19 protein-coding genes and 1 riboswitch are annotated in these 21,269 nt (G+C 37.3%); of the genes, 1 reads left to right on the top strand and 18 read right to left on the bottom strand.

Annotation, left to right across the window (positions count from 1 at the left end):
- Positions 1–3: 3 nt before the first annotated feature.
- From sufU to sufC, 4 genes are read right to left on the bottom strand one after another with little or no spacing between them, the layout of a single operon-like run.
- Complete coding sequence (sufU, locus tag KVT27_RS15640; protein ID WP_008178033.1) at positions 4–429, bottom strand: Fe-S cluster assembly sulfur transfer protein SufU; 426 nt, start codon at positions 427–429, stop codon at positions 4–6.
- On the bottom strand, positions 419–1,648 hold the full coding sequence (locus tag KVT27_RS15635; protein ID WP_036119980.1) for a cysteine desulfurase: 1,230 nt from the start codon (positions 1,646–1,648) through the stop codon (positions 419–421). Before KVT27_RS15635 ends, sufU begins: the two co-directional genes overlap by 11 nt.
- Positions 1,648–2,955, bottom strand: coding sequence for a Fe-S cluster assembly protein SufD (sufD, locus tag KVT27_RS15630; protein ID WP_036119983.1), 1,308 nt, complete (start codon positions 2,953–2,955; stop codon positions 1,648–1,650). The genes KVT27_RS15635 and sufD overlap by 1 nt, the downstream gene beginning before the upstream one ends.
- Positions 2,956–2,973: 18 nt before the next feature.
- A complete protein-coding gene (gene sufC, locus KVT27_RS15625) occupies positions 2,974–3,753 on the bottom strand; it encodes a Fe-S cluster assembly ATPase SufC (protein ID WP_004228249.1) in 780 nt (259 codons plus the stop codon).
- A gap of 521 nt (positions 3,754–4,274) precedes the next feature.
- Here sufC and gltC point away from each other — a divergent pair.
- The gene (gene gltC / locus KVT27_RS15620; RefSeq protein WP_036119986.1) at positions 4,275–5,177 is read left to right on the top strand and encodes a glutamate biosynthesis transcriptional regulator GltC; all 903 of its coding nucleotides are present in this window, start codon (positions 4,275–4,277) and stop codon (positions 5,175–5,177) included.
- 101 nt (positions 5,178–5,278) lie between these two features.
- Here the strand turns inward: gltC and KVT27_RS15615 are convergent, their stop codons facing one another.
- From KVT27_RS15615 to KVT27_RS15550, 14 genes are all read right to left on the bottom strand, one after another.
- Positions 5,279–6,340 carry a glycosyl hydrolase family 18 protein gene (locus KVT27_RS15615; protein ID WP_036119989.1) on the bottom strand — a complete coding sequence of 354 codons (1,062 nt, stop codon included), beginning with the start codon at positions 6,338–6,340 and terminating at the stop codon, positions 5,279–5,281.
- 22 nt (positions 6,341–6,362) lie between these two features.
- Complete coding sequence (locus KVT27_RS15610; RefSeq protein WP_036145538.1) at positions 6,363–8,114, bottom strand: polysaccharide deacetylase family protein; 1,752 nt, start codon at positions 8,112–8,114, stop codon at positions 6,363–6,365.
- On the bottom strand, positions 8,111–9,982 hold the full coding sequence (locus KVT27_RS15605; RefSeq protein ID WP_217581590.1) for a glycosyltransferase family 2 protein: 1,872 nt from the start codon (positions 9,980–9,982) through the stop codon (positions 8,111–8,113). The genes KVT27_RS15610 and KVT27_RS15605 overlap by 4 nt, the downstream gene beginning before the upstream one ends.
- The gene (locus KVT27_RS15600) at positions 9,979–11,409 is read right to left on the bottom strand and encodes a polysaccharide deacetylase family protein (protein WP_233301502.1); all 1,431 of its coding nucleotides are present in this window, start codon (positions 11,407–11,409) and stop codon (positions 9,979–9,981) included. Before KVT27_RS15600 ends, KVT27_RS15605 begins: the two co-directional genes overlap by 4 nt.
- Before the next feature lie 16 nt (positions 11,410–11,425).
- Positions 11,426–12,751 (bottom strand): nucleotide sugar dehydrogenase, encoded by a 1,326-nt coding sequence (locus KVT27_RS15595; protein ID WP_306432065.1) that lies wholly within the window; start codon positions 12,749–12,751, stop codon positions 11,426–11,428.
- A 672-nt stretch (positions 12,752–13,423) separates the two neighbouring features.
- The gene (locus tag KVT27_RS15590) at positions 13,424–14,275 is read right to left on the bottom strand and encodes a MetQ/NlpA family ABC transporter substrate-binding protein (RefSeq protein ID WP_217581589.1); all 852 of its coding nucleotides are present in this window, start codon (positions 14,273–14,275) and stop codon (positions 13,424–13,426) included.
- A 66-nt stretch (positions 14,276–14,341) separates the two neighbouring features.
- Entirely contained in the window at positions 14,342–15,010 is a 669-nt protein-coding gene (locus KVT27_RS15585) for a methionine ABC transporter permease (protein WP_036145542.1), read from the bottom strand.
- Positions 15,000–16,028 (bottom strand): methionine ABC transporter ATP-binding protein, encoded by a 1,029-nt coding sequence (locus tag KVT27_RS15580; protein ID WP_036120001.1) that lies wholly within the window; start codon positions 16,026–16,028, stop codon positions 15,000–15,002. The genes KVT27_RS15585 and KVT27_RS15580 overlap by 11 nt, the downstream gene beginning before the upstream one ends.
- 83 nt (positions 16,029–16,111) lie before the next feature.
- Positions 16,112–16,215, bottom strand: a riboswitch (SAM riboswitch).
- A gap of 56 nt (positions 16,216–16,271) precedes the next feature.
- Entirely contained in the window at positions 16,272–16,583 is a 312-nt protein-coding gene (locus KVT27_RS15575; RefSeq protein ID WP_036220055.1) for a thioredoxin family protein, read from the bottom strand.
- A 15-nt stretch (positions 16,584–16,598) separates the two neighbouring features.
- Entirely contained in the window at positions 16,599–16,940 is a 342-nt protein-coding gene (locus tag KVT27_RS15570) for a toprim domain-containing protein (protein WP_036120007.1), read from the bottom strand.
- Between the two features lie 91 nt (positions 16,941–17,031).
- Positions 17,032–17,412 (bottom strand): glycine cleavage system protein GcvH, encoded by a 381-nt coding sequence (gene gcvH, locus KVT27_RS15565; RefSeq protein WP_025116632.1) that lies wholly within the window; start codon positions 17,410–17,412, stop codon positions 17,032–17,034.
- Between the two features lie 81 nt (positions 17,413–17,493).
- A complete protein-coding gene (locus tag KVT27_RS15560; protein ID WP_036145544.1) occupies positions 17,494–17,850 on the bottom strand; it encodes an arsenate reductase family protein in 357 nt (118 codons plus the stop codon).
- Between the two features lie 182 nt (positions 17,851–18,032).
- Entirely contained in the window at positions 18,033–19,817 is a 1,785-nt protein-coding gene (locus KVT27_RS15555; protein ID WP_036120012.1) for an acyl-CoA dehydrogenase family protein, read from the bottom strand.
- Positions 19,818–20,058: 241 nt separating this feature from the next.
- Positions 20,059–21,231: an acetyl-CoA C-acetyltransferase gene (locus KVT27_RS15550; RefSeq protein WP_036120015.1), complete on the bottom strand. Its 1,173-nt coding sequence runs from the start codon at positions 21,229–21,231 to the stop codon at positions 20,059–20,061.
- Positions 21,232–21,269 lie beyond the last annotated feature (38 nt).

Here is a 21,269-nt window from a genome sequence, read left to right as displayed (position 1 = left end):
GATTTATTTCACACCTTTTTCCATTGCTTTCCAAGCTAATGTTGCACATTTAATACGAGCAGGGAATTGTGAGACACCTTGCAGTGCTTCAACATCCTCTAGGTCATATTTATCGCTATACTCTTCACCCATCATCATTTTAGAAAAAATATCAGCAAGCTCTAAAGCTTCATCTACCTTTTTCCCTTTAATCAGTTGAGTCATCATGGAAGCAGAGGACATAGAAATTGAACAGCCTTCACCATCAAATTTGGCATCCTCTACAATACCGTCAGTCACTTTTAATGTTAAGTGAATACGGTCTCCACATGTCGGATTGTTCATATCAATCGTTACAGCTTCACCTTCTAAAGCACCCTTATTACGAGGATTTTTATAGTGATCCATAATGACTGAACGATATAGTTGATCTAAATTATTAAAAGACATCGCCAAAATACTCCTTCGCAGAACGTAACCCTGCAACAAGACGGTCAATATCCTCCTCTGTATTGTACAGATAGAAGCTTGCACGCGCTGTCGCTACTTGCTGAAGACATTTCATTAGTGGTTGTGCACAGTGATGACCAGCACGAATAGCAATACCATTCATATCAAGCACTGTTGCCACATCATGTGGATGGACATCATCTAAGTTAAATGTCACAAGTCCACAACGTTTCATTGGGTCACGTGGGCCGAAAATTTTTAAACCGTCAATTGTTTCAAGCTGATCCATTGCATAGCCAACAAGCTTATGCTCATGCTCTGCAATATTATCTAGCCCAATCTCAGTTAAGAAATCAATAGCGGCACCTAATCCTATTGCACCTGCAATAATAGGCGTTCCACCTTCAAATTTCCACGGTAATTCCTTCCACGTTGAATCATATAACCCAACAAAATCGATCATTTCGCCACCAAATTCAATTGGCTCCATTTTTTCAAGGTGTTCCTTTTTACCATATAGTACACCTATTCCTGTAGGACCGCACATTTTATGCCCTGAGAACCCTAAGAAATCTACATCCAAATCTTGGACATCGATTTTCATATGCGGAGCAGCTTGAGCTCCATCAGCCACCATAACAGCACCATTAGCATGTGCAATTTGCGCAATTTCTTTAATTGGATTAATAGTTCCAAGTACGTTAGATGCCATTGACACCGACACGATTTTTGTTTGCGGTGTAATCGTCGCACGTACTTTTTCTAAACTAATCGTTCCATCAGCTTCTAGCTCAATGTATTTCAATGTCGCCTTTTTTTCTTTGGCTAACTGCTGCCAAGGAATAATATTGGAGTGATGTTCCATTTGAGTAATGACAATTTCATCACCCTCAGCAACATTTGCACGTCCATAGCTGGCTGCTACTGTATTTAATGCTGTCGTTGTTCCACGAGTAAAAATAATTTCTTGTGTTGATTGAGCATTAATAAACTTACGAACCTTTTCACGCGCACCTTCATATTTATCTGTAGCACGGTTTCCTAATGTATGCACACCACGGTGAACATTGGAATTATCGAATTCATAATAAGCTTTAATGGCTTCAATTACTTGAACAGGTTTTTGAGACGTCGCTGCACTATCAAGATACGCAAGTCTATGACCATTTACATCCTGATTTAAAATTGGGAAATAGCTTTTAATGTCTTTATTCATCATTAGCGAACTTTCCTTTCAATAACCTCCGTCAGTTGCTTTTGAACGCCCTCAATTGGTAATTGCGTAACAACTGGCGCAAGGAATCCATGGATAACAAGGCGCTCTGCTTCTGCTTTCGAGATCCCACGGCTCATTAAATAGTAAAGCTGTAATGGATCTACTCGACCAACAGATGCTGCGTGTCCTGCTGTTACATCATCTTCATCAATTAATAAAATTGGGTTTGCATCCCCACGAGCTTTTTCAGAAAGCATTAATACACGTGATTCTTGTTGTGCATCTGCTTTCGTTGCACCATGTTCGATATAGCCAATACCATTAAAGATAGATTGAGCTGCATCTTTCATGACACCATGTTTTAAGATATGCCCGTTTGAGTTTTTACCCCAGTGACGAACCTCTGTAGTGAAGTTAAGTTTTTGTTCTCCACGACCAACAACTACTGTTTTTGTATCTGCATGAGAACCGTCACCAATTAAATGAGTAATATTTTCTGAGATTGTATCTGAGTCATTCATTAAACCAAGAGCCCAATCTACTTTTGCGTCACGCGCTAAGCGTGCACGACGGTTTACATATGTCGTAAAGCCTTTTGCAAGCACATCCACTGCTCCATATGTTACTTGCGCATTATCTTGGACAACTACTTCGGCAATAATATTTGCTTGGCCTTTTGCTTCTTCAACCGTTGAAATATATGTTTCCACGTATGTTACAGCAGAATTTGCTTCTGCCACTACTAGTACATGGTTGTATAATGATGCATCAGCATTATCGTTTAAGAAAACAACTTGAAGTGGTTGCTCTATGACTACATTTTTTGGTACGTAAACAAATACGCCACCGTTAACAAGTGCTGTATGAAGCGCTGTTAACTTATGCTCATCCACTTTAACAGCTTCAGTCATAAAGTATTTTTGAACAAGCTCACCATGTTCACGAACTGCTGTGAAAATATCTGTAAAAATAACACCTTTATCAGCAAGCTCTTGTGATGTTTTAATGTAAGCTGGTGTATTATTGCGTTGAATATAAAGGTTTTCTTGCGCTTCAAGGTCAATTAACCCTTTTGCTTCTTCAGGTAAAGCATCCAATGATGGAAATGCCTCACTATGAACTGTAAATGCTGGGAAGTTCATGAAATCCCATTTCGTAATATTAGTTCTATCTGGTTTTGGCAAATCTAAACCAGTTACTTTGTCTAGTGCTGCCGCGCGAAGCTCAGTAAACCAAGTTGGTTCACCATTTGCTTCTGAGAACGAGCGCACGTCCTGTACTGTTACAGGCAAGTTAAGTTCCACTGTCATGCTAGTTCGTCCTCCCTCTTATGCTTCTTGTTCCTCTGTTTCTTCTTCAATACCTAATTCTTTTTTGATCCAGTCGTAACCTTCTGCTTCTAAGCGTTGTGCAAGCTCTGCACCACCTGATTTCACAACACGTCCTTGCATCATTACGTGTACATGGTCTGGTGTAATGTAGTTAAGAAGACGCTGATAGTGCGTAATCATTAAGCAGCCAAAGCCTTCACCGCGCATTGCGTTGATTCCTTTAGATACTACTTTAAGAGCATCAATATCAAGACCAGAGTCAATTTCGTCTAAAATAGCGATCGTTGGTTTAATCATCATTAATTGAAGAATTTCATTACGTTTTTTCTCACCGCCAGAGAAACCTTCATTTAAATAACGTTGTGCCATATCTTCGTTCATTTCTAGGAATTCCATGTTTTTATCTAATTCACGGATAAATTTCATTAATGAAATTTCATCGCCCTCTTCACGGCGAGCATTGATAGCTGAACGTAAGAAATCAGCATTTGTAACACCAGCAATTTCAGAAGGATATTGCATAGCTAGGAATAAACCAGCTTGAGCACGCTCGTCTACTTCCATCTCAAGTACATCTTCGCCATCAAGCTCAACAGTACCTGAAGTAACTTCATATTTAGGGTGACCCATAATAGCAGAAGCTAGTGTTGATTTACCAGTTCCGTTTGGTCCCATGATTGCGTGAATTTCGTTTGTATTAATTGTAAGATTTACGCCTTTTAAAATCTCTTTCCCGTCGATAGCAACGTGAAGATCTTTAATAACTAAAGTTGACATGAAAATACCTCCATAGTGTTCAGTGAATGGGTCGACCATTCCTTAATTATCATCATTCTAATCTTAACTGAAAATCGTTCTCTATGCAAACCATTTCAATTACTTTCCTTCTCCTCAAATAAAATCTTGAAAAATAAAGGCTTTGTAAGCATTTTCAGATTATTACTATTTGGAATAGATATTGAGAATAGACTTTCCTCATTTTCAATGAATTATCTCTAATTGAGAATTGATTTCATCTAGCTACATAGTGGAAACCTCGTGAAAAGGGTTAATTGTAGAGGTTTTGTGACAAATTTGCATAAACAACCATAACTATACTATAACCTATTTCATTAAAATGGAATCAATTAAAATGAAGATATTTTCAACGTAATCTCTTTTACACTCAATAAAATTCTATCGTACGAGATTACAGAATACTTAAACTTTTTCTGCATTTACAGTCACTTTTTATCTTCAATACTATATAATTGAGCTATAATCAATCTTATTTTTAGATTAATAGAGGTGAAATGTTAGTGGAGTTACGTCAATTACGCTATTTTGTGGAGGTTGCTGAACGCGAGCATATTTCAGAAGCCGCTGAGCATCTTCACGTAGCCCAATCAGCCATTAGTCGGCAAATCGCAAATCTTGAAGATGAATTAGGTACTCCGTTATTTGAACGAGTAGGTCGTAATGTGAAATTAACCCCTATTGGGAAGACATTTCTTGAACATACCATTACAGCATTGAAGGCCATTGATTTTGCTGCCAAACAAGTAGAAGAATATCTTGATCCTGCTAAGGGCTCTATTAAGATTGGCTTTCCAACAAGCTTGGCTAGCTATGTACTTCCAACCGTTATCTCAGCCTTTAAACGTGAGCATCCGAATTTACAATTTCATCTACGACAAGGTTCTTACCGATTTTTAATTGATGCTGTCAAAAATCGAGAGTTAAACCTTGCCTTTTTAGGTCCGCTTCCTCCTAAAGATGAGTCTATTGAGTCGACTATATTGTTTACAGAAAATATTGCAGCTCTTCTCCCTGCCAATCATCCATTAGCGAAAAGAGAGAGTATCCAGCTTGCAGAATTGAGAAATGATCTATTTGTGTTATTCCCAGATGGCTATATATTACATAAAGTGGCTATGGATGCCTGTCGTGCTGCAGGATTTTTGCCTAATATTATTTCAGAGGGTGAAGATTTGGATGCACTTAAAGGCTTGGTAGCAGCTGGAATAGGTGTTAGTCTGTTACCAGAAAGCTCACTTTATGATTCTGCTGCTCGCTTTACTGTAAAGGTGCCCATCGAATCACCCTCCATCCCAAGGACAGTCGGCATTATTTCTCCTGTCAATCGAGAAATCGCACCATCAGAAATCATTTTTCTAAATTTCGTCAAAGATTTCTTTTCACGTCTGTCCCAATTTCAATAAAAAAATCGCCTTAATGGGCGATTCACTGTAGACAAAAGCCATCGAGATGTTTGATATACTCTCGATGGCTTTCGTTGAAATTCTCATTATTGGTGATTTTATTAGGGCGACGAGCGCTCTCCAGTTTCTTGCTCATTAATCCACTGTAATGTTTTGACACCTAATCCACCTGCACGCCACAACACTACATCATGATAGCTTTTCCTTTGGACATATTTGACCCATTTTTCAAGCGTTTCCTGATCAGCATACCAAACCTCATGACTAATATTACTAGAATCTGTATACGTAAAATAAACAGCTCCACTTGCTTTATCGCGTTTTTTGTTAGCGTTTGTTTCAGCTAACACTTTTTCAGCCTCAAGCTCCGTTAATGCAACCGTATTCCCTTGAGCTACCCAATCGAAACCACCCGTGGCAAAGGCGATGGCTAATTTTTGATTGGATTTCTTGATTTTTTTTATCAAATCATTGAGGAAGGTAAAAGTAGCCTTCGCACCTGGTCCACTATGATAACCATGTACATTATAGGCCATTACCGTATAGCTAGGCCCATTTGGTAGCTTCATATCAAATGGAAAGCTAGGCTCTAGCACGACATGCAGTGTAACATTCCTTTTGGCAAGCTCTCGGTAAAGCTCCTTTAAAAATTGAACATATTTTGATAGGTCCTCTTTAGCTATCTTTTCATAATCAATTTCGATGCCATCCGGTTGGTATTGTTCAACTACCTGCAAAATATTATGGATATGCTTTTTCCTTGCTGCAGAATCCTGTAATAGCCTATGCAAAAGTGTACTATCCTTTTGAACAGATGAAGCATTATCTGTCACATAATCATTAATAAGCGTTAGGATTACACGATGTGATTCATTGTATTGCTGCTGTGTCTGTTGCAACATATCGACTGCATTATCCGTTAGCAACAATTCATCTTGATAATTAAAATACGCACCGAAAACGCGTATATCTTGTAATCCTTGTTGAGAATTTTGAACATCTTCTAAGGCTAATTGATTTTGCCATTCAGGTAACCACATAGATAAACGGAGCTTTGCTTTATCTTTTAATTCTTCCTTTGCTATAGCCGGTGGTTCTTTACTATTACTACAAGCAGTGATAAAAATCAGGGCTATACAGATAAATATTATAAAATTTTTCACTTGTTTTAAATTTCACCCCAACTTAGAAGGTTTCAATAAAGAAATCCACAACATGATTAAACAATGTTGTACTTTTATACTTAACCTTCTCGAAATTCGTATATTGGTTTGTAAAAATGGTTTGATCTTTTCTATCTGTAATTATAATATCTTCAATTAATGTATCGTATATATCATCTGCATATTGTTCATGGGACGTATCTTTATGACTAAACAATGCCCCAAATCCTATTTGTGATCCATGAAGGCTAGGATTTATTTGAATAGTTTCAGATAATACATGATCTACATTTATGTTTATTTTATCCTTATTTACTGCAATGTTAAATACTCTATTTTTTGTTAAGTTTCTTGGGTATTCTTCTTCAACAATGCGCGATCCTTTTTGGGTATCCTGAAACGTATAGACGGTCGCCTTATTAAAGGCATACTCCTCTTCATTCCACTTAATCTCATTCAATGGAAAACGAGCCTTTTCCACAATGTCTGAAGCTGGTAATTTTTCACTTACTACAAGCTCATTATCGATTAAGGCAATGCGTAAATAGCTATTTGTTTTATCATCATAATTGACGTAGAACGCTTGTTCACCAACAACATTCCCTTTAAATGTAAAATTCGCATTGTATTGTTGCGGCATTGTTTCCTTTAAAAGAATCCTACCTTCACTAGAGGGAGCTGATGTTAATATGACTTTATTCTGATCAAATTCTGCCGCCCCATTAACGGTATGCCATTTTTGGGCTAATGCAGGATCTCCTATTTTAAACTCTACATTTTGATTGCTAGCCTGTCTGATCTTCATCATTACATGATTGGTTGACCAATAAGGGGAAACTTGTAATCGATTCAAGTTATATAGATCGCTATCTTTATCATTATAGGCACTCAATTCTCGATTAAAGTGCATAAGAAACTTGTCTTTAATTTCCTTGTCATTGGCACTCTGCACCAGTGGGTCCATATTGTTATACAATGAATTAGCATGCATAATGGCATAGGCTTTTGGAACTTTCCCAAACTCTTGCTGATAGATATCTTGCATAAGCTTGTAGTCTTTCTTAATTCGAATTTCCATCTCTTGTCGAGTTTCACTTGGAATCATATATTGATTACGAATAAAATCCATTAAATAGTGGTTATAATACTCGATTGTTGTTTTATTTGGTATATTATTTTCGTCAATCATTCCTAAGGACTGCCCTTTATCATTAAAAATATTAATATAGGTTAGTCGGTACCCATTAGAGCCTAATTCCCAATAGCCGCTTTTCTCCATCAACTTCAAATCTTTTGGCTTTAAAAATTTATGATCACGGGTATCCATTTTATTGGCATACGTAAACATCGTAGCCTTGTAATTTAATTTCTCCATGATATTTTGTGCGAAAATACTAGAATCCGTACGTCCATCCTCAAATGATAAAAACAATGCTTTTTCAGGTAATGGTTTGTTCTTTTGATAAAAATCCAATATATCCTGTTGTGTAATCGTTTGATAGCCTTGTTTTTCAAGCAATGTTAATTGTTCTTCTAAATTCTTCTTTGACACATATTTAGGGGAGTCATTTCTACTCACCCCAAAATACGAAAGTGCTATAAATCCTTCTTTATTGTTTAATGGTACCGCCTCAGCAAATCTCTTGTCTGTCAGAAAAACGGCTTTAATTAACACAACTGCTAAAAAGACAACAACGATTAATTGTAGGATCGAGCGTATAATTTTCCTTCGATTTTTTTTAGCTGGCTGTAAAATTACATTTTTCTCTTTCATTCCTTCTCACCCATTTTTCTAATTTTCAACATTGAAAATCGGGATTTTCGTAATTTTTGCTTTTCTATTTTCTTTTCTTTTGCCAAAACGTCTTGTGGTGTTTCCCTTGTTCCCCATGTTGATTTCCAAAATGTTACCCATGCAACTGGCATTTGCCAGAGTAAAATAAATTCATAATAAAGAACGAAGATAAACCCGAATAACCATAATTTACTTTTTCTAAAGAATAGATGAGCCAAACTCATTAGCATGGCCATTAAAAGTAAGCCTAATAAAAAGGTAGTTGGAAAAACGCCATACATAATCGGCACATAGATTAAGTTGTAAACGACGACAATGGGTGCTGCAATTGGCACAATTAAACCTATGATGAAGAAAAGGAACATGAAGGGTTCTTTTTTCCACATAAATAAAAATGCTCGTAAAGATTCTCTTAACCAAGAACGTTTCCATCTCATTTGCTGAGATAAAAAAACCTTTGTGTCAGAGGGGACGATCGTCGAACAAATTGCATTATCCTGATAACCTGTTCGATGAGTTTTCAAAATATAGTTTGTCATACTACGATCATCACCAAATGTAGCAGGCTGCCCAAGAAATTTTTGATTGAGCCAGGCTGCTTCATTTTTTAAAATTAGTTCTTTTCGATAACAAGCTAAAGGTCCTGATAAGCATGTCACCGTATCAAACCAAGATTCAGCCGCTTTCATAATACGGAAGGCAATATAATAACGCACTGTCTGTAGTTTTGTCAGAGCATTTGTAAATTTATTTTCTACCTCTGTCCGACCAGCTACTCCACCCATTTTAGGATCTTGGAAAGGCTGTACTAAATTGCGGATTGCATGTGGCTCCAAAAAACTATCTGAGTCTACAAAAACCACTAAATCATGTTTTGCTTGATGAACACCGGCTACTAGTGCTTCACGTTTTCCACCATTTTGAGGGAGCTTAGAAAACTTTAAGCGATCAGTCGTTTTAAAACGCCCACCCTCAAAATGAATAAGATCAATCATTTCCTTAGCTTTTTCCTCTGTCCCATCCGTAGAGCAATCATCCACGACAATCACTTCTAACTTATCGACAGGATAGTACTGATTAATACAGCTTGAAATCGTTCGATGTATCCATTCTTCCTCGTTAAACACAGGGATAATTATGGATACACCGGGCTCATAATGCGGATTGATTGGTACGTTTTTATAGAAAATACCAAATAGGTATCTACTTAATAGAAACGTTGCCGCAATAATACTATAAAGATATAAAAATTTATTAAACCTAAAATAAATAACACTTTCTGCTCTCATCAGCATGACAATAAGAGTGACGACCAATAAAAATAAACTCGCCATAAAAACTGAAATGCCCCATCGCTTTTTTACCATATATTCATTTAGAGGTTGGAGAAATTCACAAGCAAAGTAATACAGCGTTTGACCATCCACCTCTTTGGTAAAATGTCGGACCACCTTTGCCTTTAACTTTACTTTAGCCTCATAACCCTCGGGCATTGCGCCCCCTGGAATTGTAAAATTCATTTCTAAAATTTCATCTATTAATAATTGGTGAGGCTGTTGAGAATATACAAGGATTCCCGTAACTGAAATATCTTCCGCATAGTATTTGTCTGAACTGGTTTTACGTCTTGCTCTTCTCACCATTACTTCAAAATGAGTTTCATAGCGTAAGCTAAGCTGTTGGAGACGATATATTTCATTGACATCTGTCGCATCAATTTCTTCTTTCTGATAAGATGCACCTCGACGATTGACAAGGTTCCGGACATTTTCGGGATCAGGAATATTTGATAGAATCCGACGATCCGAGCGCGGTACTGTTAAAACCTCTTTTTTCGTTTTTATCATTTATTCACATCCCCATTTGCATCTTCTTCAATCCAAGTTGACATTTTACTAAAGCTATAACCATCCTGCTGCAACTTTTCAATAATTAATGGAAGTGCTTCGACTGTTTTTGTCCCATCTAAGATGTGCATGACAATGACCTTACCTGGTGCTGCTCTAGATATAACCCGATCGTAAATATCCTGAGCACTGTAATCTAAATTCCAGTCAAAGGATGCAATATCATACATGGCAATGGTTTTAATTCCAGCAGCGGTAATCACTTTGGCAGTACGCTCATCCATAATTCCCTGTGCTGGTCTAAAATAAAGTATTGGGGGTTCCTGTAGCGCATAAGTGAGAGCTTTATGGGCCTTCACTAAATCATCCTGTATTTCCTCTGGCGTCATTTTAGTTACATCTAGATGGTAATAAGAGTGACTTGCTACTTCATGACCTTCCTCTAGTATTAACTTTGCCAATTGAGGATTTTTCTCCACTCCACTACCGATTAAGAAAAATGTACTTTTAATGTTATATTTTTTTAAAACTTCTAAAACATCCTTCACTTGCTGTTCATGTGCCCAGTCATCAAAGGTAATGGCCATTTCTTTTTTAGAGGTCTCTTTTCGATAATATAAATGTGGTTCGATATTTTCATAATTTAAATTAGGTTTGATGGCATCATAACCTGCTATTTCTTCTAATGACTTTGTTAAATAACGGTTATCTAACACATCACTTAACGTAGTAATTGTATAATCATGCTCTTCAGCTAATTGTGCTAGTAAAGGGATGGTATCTATAATGGCAGGATTAATATACGTATTGAGGTGAATAATAGAGCCTCTATCAATATATTTGCCTATATAATCGACCAATTCTTGGGCACTTTGCATTTTTCGATCCAGTGGATTAATAGATAATCCTATCACTGCATTCATGTCCAAAGCAGCAGCCGCTAAGCGCATATTATCTGTAATATCACCGGAACGGCTTCGAACATATTTCGGCTTATATCCTAAATGCTCTTCAAATATTTGATTCGTTAAATAAATCTCCTCATACGTTTGATCATAGTCTAAAGCTGTGACATCTGGAAATGACAATGTACCGTTTTGCACTTCATGACCTCTTTTTAAAATGTCTCGAACAAGCTCTGGCTCCTGTGCCACACGTAGCCCCTCTAAAAAGAAGGTAGCTTTCATATTAGATTCATCTAATTTTTTCAGTAGTAACTCCATTGTTTGATTATCCGCAAAGCCATTAAACGTTAGAGCCACTTTTGGCTTAATAATATCGGCATGGCTGATTGAATCACTCATCGTACCATCCGATTCCTTAATCTCTATAGTAGAATCAATTGGTTGAATCGTTTTTTGAGGAGTGGATTGACATCCTGCTAAGAACATCAGGAGTAGAAGCCCACATATTTTTAGCTGTTTCATGTCCCATGAACTCTCCTTATAACTTGTAATAATTTTTATTCTTAAATAAAAAATGGGTATTACGTGTATCAAAAATTAATGATGCTTGTTGATCAATTAATGAATAATCAATGTTGGAATGGTTGGTTAAAATCAATACCGCATCTGCATCTTTAATAATTTGCTCTGTTAAAGGAACTGTATGGAATAGGGATTGTTCTACCGGGAATGTTTGAATAAAAGGGTCGATAATTTGTATTGAGCACTGATTATCTAGTAATTGTTGAATGACATGTAGTGCGGGAGATTCGCGTGAATCATTTATTTCCGGCTTATACGTGACACCAATAATAACAATTTTTGCTTGGCGTAGCTCCGTATTTTGAATACGTAAGTACTGCTTCAGTCTCTCTACAACAAAGCTAGGCATCGAATCATTAATTTTATCTGCTGCTTCTATTAATGTTGCTGAGACACCATGCTGTTGACCCGCCCACAATAAATATTTAGGGTCCACAGGGATACAATGTCCACCGACTCCTGGGCCAGGTTTAAATGGCATGAATCCATAAGGCTTTGTTGAGGCAGCATCGATAACTTCCCAAATATCAATATTCATTTTATAGCAAATTTGACTTAGTTCATTGACAAGAGCGATATTGATTTGGCGAAACGTATTTTCCAGCAATTTCTCCATTTCGGCAACTTTCGGACTTGTTACCGTATATACACTAGTATGAATGACTGTTTCATAAAAAACCTTTGAAACTTCCAAGCATGTGGAAGTAACACCGCCAACAACTTTGGGTGTATTAGCAACTGAAAAATTACTATTACCAGGATCCACTCGTTCTGGTGAATAGGCTAAAAATAAATCTTGACCAACCGCAAAGCCATGTTTTTGCAAGATAGGCTGAACAACTTCCTCTGTTGTCCCAGGATAGGTCGTGCTTTCAAGAATGACTAGTGCATTTGCATTAATATGGCACCCTATATCGTGAGCTGCTTCTTCTATATAGGAAATATCAGGAGTACCATCCTCCATTGTAGGGGTTGGCACACAAATGATGACAACATCAACAGAAGCAAGTTTGGAAAAATCATTGGTTGCTTCAAATTGACGTTCCTTCAATAGTAACTGTATATTTTCTTTCGGGATATCAGCTATATAGCTTTCACCGTTTTGCAACAGGGCGATTTTTTCTTGATTTTTATCAAAGCCTAAAACATGAAAACCTTTTTGAACAATTTCAATGGCAAATGGTAGACCTACATAGCCGAGGCCAATTACCCCAATTGTCGCTTTTTTTGTTTGAATTTTATTTAATAAAGCTGAGCTCATTGATTTCGTGTTTATCGTCATAACAATAACTCCTTTGGCTAAACTTTCATGTAATTTTTATCGCCATTTTTTCGTTATCTATTCATCTACTTATATATGCCGAGTATTCTGCAACGTAATAGGCCATTTCTCATTGCCATTTTCACCAAACCCCTTTCATCTCCACATACTTAAGTATGATTTTTTTAGTCAAAATAGATGAATAAAATCTAAATTCACAAAAAAACTTTTCTAACAATTATATAGTACTACTTGCAACTAAACAATTTCTAAATAAATCCTTCATTCACGATAAAACGCCTACTTTATTAGTATTTAGAACAAAAAAGTTCATTATTTATTCAGATATTTAGTAAATATATTCAGAGTCGCTTTATTAGTGTAGATGAAAAAGTTGCTAAGCGACACTGAAGAATGTTAATAAATAAAAAATTAACATTTTTTCCTTTTTTGAACTCTAAAAAATCCCTCCAGAATTGGTTTTCACCGATACTGGAGGGATCATCCTTTGAAACACGTAGAATAGACATTACATGAGCTGTTGTAACTATTTTTATAGCCATTTTTATTTCCTCGGAAATCGACAACTTGTAGATAGTCACTATTCGAAAGCTGTCAAAATTCACTTAAACACAGCTTCAAAAGAAAAAGAGTACGTAAGTAATTCACTACTTACGTACTCTTTTATTTAAATTATTGAACAGGTACTACTGCACCTTTCCATTCTTCTAAAATAAAGTCTTGGATTTCTTTAGACGTTAATACTTCTAATAATGTTTTAATTTCTGGTCTTGATTCATCCCCCGCACGTACTGCGATGATGTTTACGTATGGTGACTCTTTATCTTCAAGAGAAATCGCATCTTCGATTGGGTTTAAGCCATTATCAATAGCAAAGTTAGAGTTGATCAGTACTGCGTCCCCTTCGTCGTTTTCGTACATTTGTACAAGCATTTCTGGTGCTGTATTCGCATCGAATTTAAAGTTTTTAAGATTTTCATCTATATCTTTAATTTCTGCTGCTGTTTTATCAATACCCTCTTTTAATTTAATTAAGCCCTTAGCTTCTAATAATGACAGCATACGACCGTGATCTGATACCGAATTAGAAAGTAAGATTGTTGCACCTTCAGGAAGTTCTTCTAAAGATTTATATTTTTTAGAGTAAATACCGATTGGCTCAATATGAACACCACCAGCATTGACGAAGTCATAGCCATTGTCTTTAATTTGTAACTCTAAATACGGAATATGTTGGAAGTAATTTGCATCCAACTCTTTTGATTCTAAATCTTGGTTTGGTAGCACATAGTCTGTATATGTTTCTATTTCAAGGTCAATACCTTTCTCAGCTAAGATCGGTTTTGCTTTATCCAAAATTACGGCATGTGGTGTATTAGAAGCTCCCACTTTTAATGTAACGTTTTCTTTACTATCTGTTTTATCACCAGATGCTGAATTTGCATCCTCTTTTTTATCAGTACCGCAAGCTGCTAAAGCTAGTACAAGTATTGATAAAAATAATCCTGTTAATAACTTTTTCATTTATGACACTCCCTTTATTTTGATGAAAATATGTTAGCGGCAAGAACCGGAATAACCTCAGTTTTATTAACGTTTATCAATTTTTTCTGTAATGAAATCACCAATCCATTGGATAATAAAGACTACTACTAAGATCAAAATAGTTGCCATTAATGTCACATCTTGGCGATTTCGTTGGAACCCGTCTAGGAAGGCTAAATTTCCAAGACCTCCTGCACCGATTATCCCTGCCATTGCTGTATAACCAACAAGTGCTACAGCCGTAACCGTAATACCAGAAATTAATGCTGGTAATGATTCAGGGATTAGAACTTTCCAGATAATTGTGGATGTTTTTGCCCCCATTGAACGAGCTGCTTCAATGACACCTTTATCAATCTCACGTAACGCAATTAATACCATACGTGCATAGAATGGAGCCGCACCGATAATTAAAGCAGGTAAAGCAGCATTAGCTCCACGGATTGTACCTAGTAAAAACTTAGTGAATGGAATTAATAAAATAATTAACACGATAAATGGGATAGAGCGGAAAATGTTAACGAGTGACCCTGTTAAAAAGCTAACAATTTTATTAGCCCATAACTGATTGGGACTTGTTAAAAATAGGACAATCCCAATGGCTAACCCTAGAATAAATGTAATAACTGTAGAAATGGCTGTCATATATAATGTTTCATACGTAGCCTGCCACATGCTATCCCAGTCTACATTCGGAAAGAGATTAGTTAGCATCTGCAATCACCTCCGTTTGTACTTCCACTGTATTTAAATAGCTTAGGGCTTCAGTCACATTTGCTTTCGACCCATCAATTTGCACGATGAGCGTACCATATGCTCCATTTTTCGTTTGTGAAATATTCCCGTGTACAATGCTTACTTCCACATCGAATTGCTTTACAAGATGTGAAATAACAGGCTGTTCGGTTTTTTCACCAACAAAAATCAGTTTGACCAGTTGTCCCGTTGGGTAATTTGCTTTGATTTGTTCTACTGTATCTTGTGTTTCCTTTGTATTTGTAATTTGGGCTACAAATTTCTTAGTAATGGCCGCCTGAGGTGCCTGGAAAACCTGCAATACTTCCCCACGCTCTACAATTTCGCCTGCCTCCATCACGGCTACACGATGACAAATCTTGCGAATGACATGCATTTCATGCGTAATGAGGACAATCGTTAACCCTAAACGTTCATTAATATCTACCAGTAAATCAAGAATGGCATCTGTTGTTTCAGGGTCTAGTGCAGATGTTGCCTCATCACATAGTAAAACCTCTGGGTTATTTGCTAATGCACGTGCAATCCCTACACGTTGCTTTTGTCCACCAGACAGTTGCGATGGATATGCTTGATCGCGACCTTCTAAGCCAACAAGTGCTATCAATTCCTTCACCCGCGCCTCCCGTTGAGCTTTTGATACACCTGCAATTTCTAATGGGAAGGCAATATTTTCTGCAACTGTTCGTGACCAAAGTAGGTTAAAATGTTGAAAAATCATACTAACCTTTTGTCTAGCTGCTCTAAGTTTTTGACCCTTAATCGAAGAAAATTCTTGATTGTTCACCGTTACTGTTCCTGCTGTTGGTTTCTCTAAACCATTAAGTAAACGAATCATCGTACTTTTACCAGCGCCACTATAGCCGATAATGCCAAAAATTTCACCCTTATTAATAGTAAGGTTAACATCTTTGACTGCCGTTAATTCGCCATTTGCTGTTTTGTATTTCTTCGTTATATTTTGAAGCTGTATCATAGCGAATACTCCTTTTCTTATATAAAAAAACCCCTCTACTTATAGACAAGTAGAAGGGGTCACGTATTATACGTTGAACCGTTCTCTCATCTTTCAAAGAAAAATCTTTGGGTGATTTGGCACCTTTTCACTATGTGATGGTTGCCGGGCTTCATAGGGCACTTCCCTCCGCCGCTCTTCATAAGAGTTCGATATATTTAATGTTTTAGTAATATATTTGTTACTTTACCACGCTAATAAAGTTCAGTCAATTGATTTTTTTAACAATTCGTACAAAAATGGTACGGATTGAAAAGCATAAATCTTTTCTATCACTTTGCCGCCATCACAAACAAGTAAACAAGGAACGCTTTCAATTTGATGTTCAATAGCAATTTGCTCCAAAAAATTAATATTTGCTTTCCCTAATTTTAAGTGAGGTAATAGTTGTTCTACAATTGACATCATTTTCGATGCCACTGCACAAGTACCACACATCGGTGTATATAAATAAAACGCAGCTTTTTCTCCCGACTGTAATGTCGTTTCCCACTGCTCTTTTGACCATTCTTCCATTCATCTCACGCAACCTTACAAAATATATTCATTATGGATTGAAAAATGTGCACGCAGTAAAATTGTCGCTAACACTTTTCGTGGTGTCGTTTCTACTTCCTTATAGGTTGGCATTGTACGTAAATGCTCTGCTTCAGGATAATGTCTGTCCATTAATGCACGTAGCTTATCGCCTGAAGTATCGGCATCAAAAAAAGTGAATAGCTCACAGCCCTCATAAGGATCGAGTAGCTCTTCTAATTGATGCACTCCAATTGTTCCATTCGTACATAGTATTGTAACATTCTCGTTCAAAATTGGCTCAATTTGTAGCTTATCTGAGCGTCCTTCTACTATCAAGCATTTCCCATCGAACATTACGCCACCTCCATTTAGACATACCCACTTATACATTATTATATAATAAAAAACGCCGGTAGTTTCCGACGTTTTTTGATTATGGCTTGTCTTATTCTGCAGTCATCTCTTCGTATTGTTCTGCTGTCATAAGTTTATCAACTTCTGATGCATCAGCAGGCTCTACGACGATCATCCATGCTTTTTCATATGGTGATTCATTTACGAATTCTGGGCTATCTTCTAAATCTGCATTTACTTCCACTACAGTACCTGAGATTGGTGCATATAATTCAGAAACAGTTTTTACTGATTCTACGCTACCGAATGGATCATCTGTTTTGATTTCATCGCCAACTTGTGGAAGTTCAACGAAAACGATATCTCCTAATTCAGATTGTGCGAAGTGCGTAATACCAATACGTACTTTTCCATCTTCTACTTTTACCCATTCATGCTCTTCAGAGTAACGTAAGTCTTTCGGTGTGCTCATGCAAAAAACCCCTCCATAATTATGTAATATATTCACTTTCAGTGTGCCATACTTCTCCTATAAAAACAAGGATAAAAACGGTTATAACCAAGCTTGCTCAAAATCGGATTCTTTAAACCCTAAAGTTACTTTTTTTCCATCTGTTACGATGGGACGTTTTATTAACATACCATCCGTAGCAAGTAGCTCAAGCTGTTCTTCCTCAGTCATATCAGCTAGCTTGTCCTTCAAACCAAGGTCACGATACTTCATACCAGAAGTATTAAAAAACTTCTTCAAAGGTAGTTCACTTGCTTGCCATAAAGCTGTTATTTCATCCTTTGTTGGTGGCTGCTCTACGATATGTACCTCTTCATAGGAAACGTCATGATCATTTAACCACTTTTGTGCTTTTTTACATGTTGTACATTTTGGATAATGGAAAAATTGAATCGTCATAAAAATGCTCCTCTGCTGTCTTTTTCTGTAGTATACCATCATAATCATTTAGAATGGTGGAACTTCGCTCATTTTCGTAAGTCTATCCATTGGTTCTGTATTTTTATCCGTTACTTTCACGAATTTATCTGGAACAAAAAAACTAGCTACCCATTTACGGATAGCTAGCGTTTTTCATACGATTAAACGATATATTTTTCTGCTTCAATTAATTTCACAGATGCTTCACGTTTCTTCGTAATTAGGTTGTATGGATTGTTACGTGTTAATTTACGTAATGCAGATAAAGTCATACGTGCTGCATCACCATCTGCGGATGCAAGAATTGTATCTTTTGCTTCTTTTTCGATTTCAGCAAATGCTTCTTGGCAGAAAATTTGAGTGTATAGCAATTTTTGATGTGCTTTTTCAACGCCATCACGTGCAACCGCTTTTTCTGTACGTAATACAGCTGATTCCATTGCAAATAATTGATTAGCGATATTAGCAATATTTACTAAAACTTCTTGCTCTTGATCTAACTTCGCACCAAAGCGTTGTGCTGCTAAGCCTGCCGCTAATACAGCAATCTTCTTGGCATTTTTCACTAAGTATTTTTCCTGAGCTAGTGGCTCTGTACCGATATCCTCCGGCATTAACATCAAAAGCTCTTGCTGAAGATTTTGCGCAACTTGTAATAATGGCAGCTCACCTTTTAGTGCCTTTTTCATAAATGTACCTGGTACAATCATGCGATTAATTTCATTTGTACCTTCAAAAATTCGATTAATACGAGAATCACGGTAAATACGCTCTACCTCATATTCAGCCATGAAGCCATAACCGCCATGTAACTGTACCGCTTCATCTGCAATATAATCTAATGTTTCTGATCCAAATACTTTAGCAATTGAGCATTCAATCGCATACTCAGCGATAGCACCTGCAATCACTTTTCCTTCCTTTTGCTCCTCTGGACTTAGCTGGCTTAAACGATCTTCAAATAAACCAACAGTACGGTAGTTTAAGGACTCTGATGCATACAATTGAGAAGCCATCGTTGATAATTTTTCTTTTGTAAGGTTGAAGTCAGAAAGCTTAGTTTTAAATTGCTGACGTTGGTTTGTATATTGTACTGCTAACTCAAATGCACGTTTCGATCCACCAATTGTTCCAACCCCAAGTTTATAGCGACCGATATTTAAAATATTGAAGGCAATGACGTGCCCACGACCGATTTCACCTAATAAATTTTCTACTGGCACTTCTGCATCTTCTAACACTAGTGTACGAGTAGATGAAGATTTAATCCCCATTTTCTTCTCTTCAGGACCCACAGAAACACCATTGAATGCACGTTCCACAATAAAGGCAGTGAACTTGTCGCCATCAATTTTAGCGTAAACAACAAACACATCTGCAAAGCCCGCATTTGTAATCCATTGCTTTTCACCATTTAAAATATAATGTGTGCCTGCATCGTTTAGTTTCGCAGTTGTTTTTGCCCCTAAAGCATCTGAGCCTGATCCTGGCTCTGTTAATGCATAAGCAGCAATTAATTCACCTGAAGCAAGCTTCGGTAAATATTTTTTCTTTTGATCTTCGTCACCGAATAGCACGATTGGTAATGAGCCAATTCCAACGTGTGCACCATGAGTGATGGAGAAGCCACCCGCTACAGACATTTTTTCTGCAATTAATGCTGAAGAAACTTTATCTAAGCCTAGTCCTTCGTATTCTTCTGGAACATCTGCACCAAGCAAGCCTAATTCACCAGCACTTTTAAGGAGACGTACTGAATGCTCAAATTCGTGGTGCTCTAAATTTTCAACTACAGGTAAAACTTCATTTGCTACATATTCTTCTGTTGTTTTAGCAATCATTTTATGCTCATCAGTGAAATCTTCTGGTGTAAACACACGATCTAATTCCACATCTTCAATTAAAAATCCGCCGCCTTTAATGAAATCCGTTGTTTTTTCAGTCATATAAATTCCTCCCAATATATCTATTTTGATAGTCTAATCCCCTATTGAATGACGCCTCTTCAAATCTGTGATATTTGCTAGAGGCTTAATCTGTATTCAGCATCTTCTCCAGTCATATTAGAGAAGGTTTCTGACGCTACAAACCTTTTACTGAGTGAAGACAAACATATATAGAAAAGCTTGACATATACATGCTCGGAGGCAACCGGAAACAGTACACCTCAAGCTGATCTAATGAAAATTATAGAATTTCAAATACTCCAGCAGCCCCCATGCCGCCACCAATGCACATAGTTACTACACCATATTTCTTGCCTTGACGCTTTAATTCATGAATAAGTTTTAGCGTTAAAATAGCACCCGTTGCACCAAGTGGATGTCCTAATGCAATAGCTCCACCATTTACATTGACCTTTTCTTGGTCAATGCCTAAATGACGAACAACCTGTAAGGATTGGGATGCAAATGCCTCATTGATTTCCCATAAATCAATAGCATCTACTGATAAACCTGCAATTTCTAACGCTTTCGGTACCGCCACAATTGGACCAATTCCCATCACTTCAGGTGGTACACCACCTACTGCAAAGCCTAGGAATTTTGCCATTGGTGTTAAACCTTGCTTGACAGCCTCTTCGCGATCCATTACCAATACAGCTGCTGCACCATCGGAAGTTTGAGAAGCGTTCCCTGCCGTCACACTCCCCTTCACATGGAAAGCTGGACGAAGCTTCGCTAAGCCTTCAACCGATGTACCAGGACGTACACCTTCATCCATACTGAAAGTGAATTTTTTCACCTGTGGCTTATTATTTTCGTCAACATAATGTTGTTCCACTTCTATAGGTATAATCTCATCATTAAATTTACCTTCTTTGATCGCCTTTTCAGCAAGTTCATGTGAACGAACTGCAAAAGCATCTTGATCTTCTCGACTTACATTGTACTGTCGAGCTACCTCCTCAGCTGTATGCCCCATTCCCATATAATATTGTGGAGCTGTTTCTGCTAAAGTTGGATTTAAGCGGGGTGTGTTCCCCACCATTGGCACCATACTCATTGACTCGACACCACCAGCAAGAATAGCCTTTGAATGTCCTAGCATAATTCGTTCAGCTGCATAGGCAATCGCCTGCAGACCTGAAGAACAAAATCTATTTATTGTTAGAGCCGGAGTTGTATCTGGTAATCCTGCAAGTGCACCGATACTACGAGCTACATTCATCCCTTGTTCTGCTTCTGGCATAGCACAGCCTAAAATTAAATCATCTATCGGTCCCTCATAGCCTGCTCTTTTTAATGTTTCTTTGACAACGGCAGCACCAAAGTCATCTGGTCTTACTGTTGCTAAAGAACCTTTTTTTGCTTTTCCAATTGGAGTTCGTGCTCCTGCTACAATAACGGCTTCACGCATCGTATAATCCCCCTTTGTTTCATGTGCAAGTTTTGTCT

It is taken from the genome of Lysinibacillus sp. GbtcB16 (assembly GCF_019091145.1).
GTDB lineage: Bacteria > Bacillota > Bacilli > Bacillales_A > Planococcaceae > Lysinibacillus > Lysinibacillus fusiformis.
This window is presented reverse-complemented; position numbering and strand designations above follow the sequence as displayed.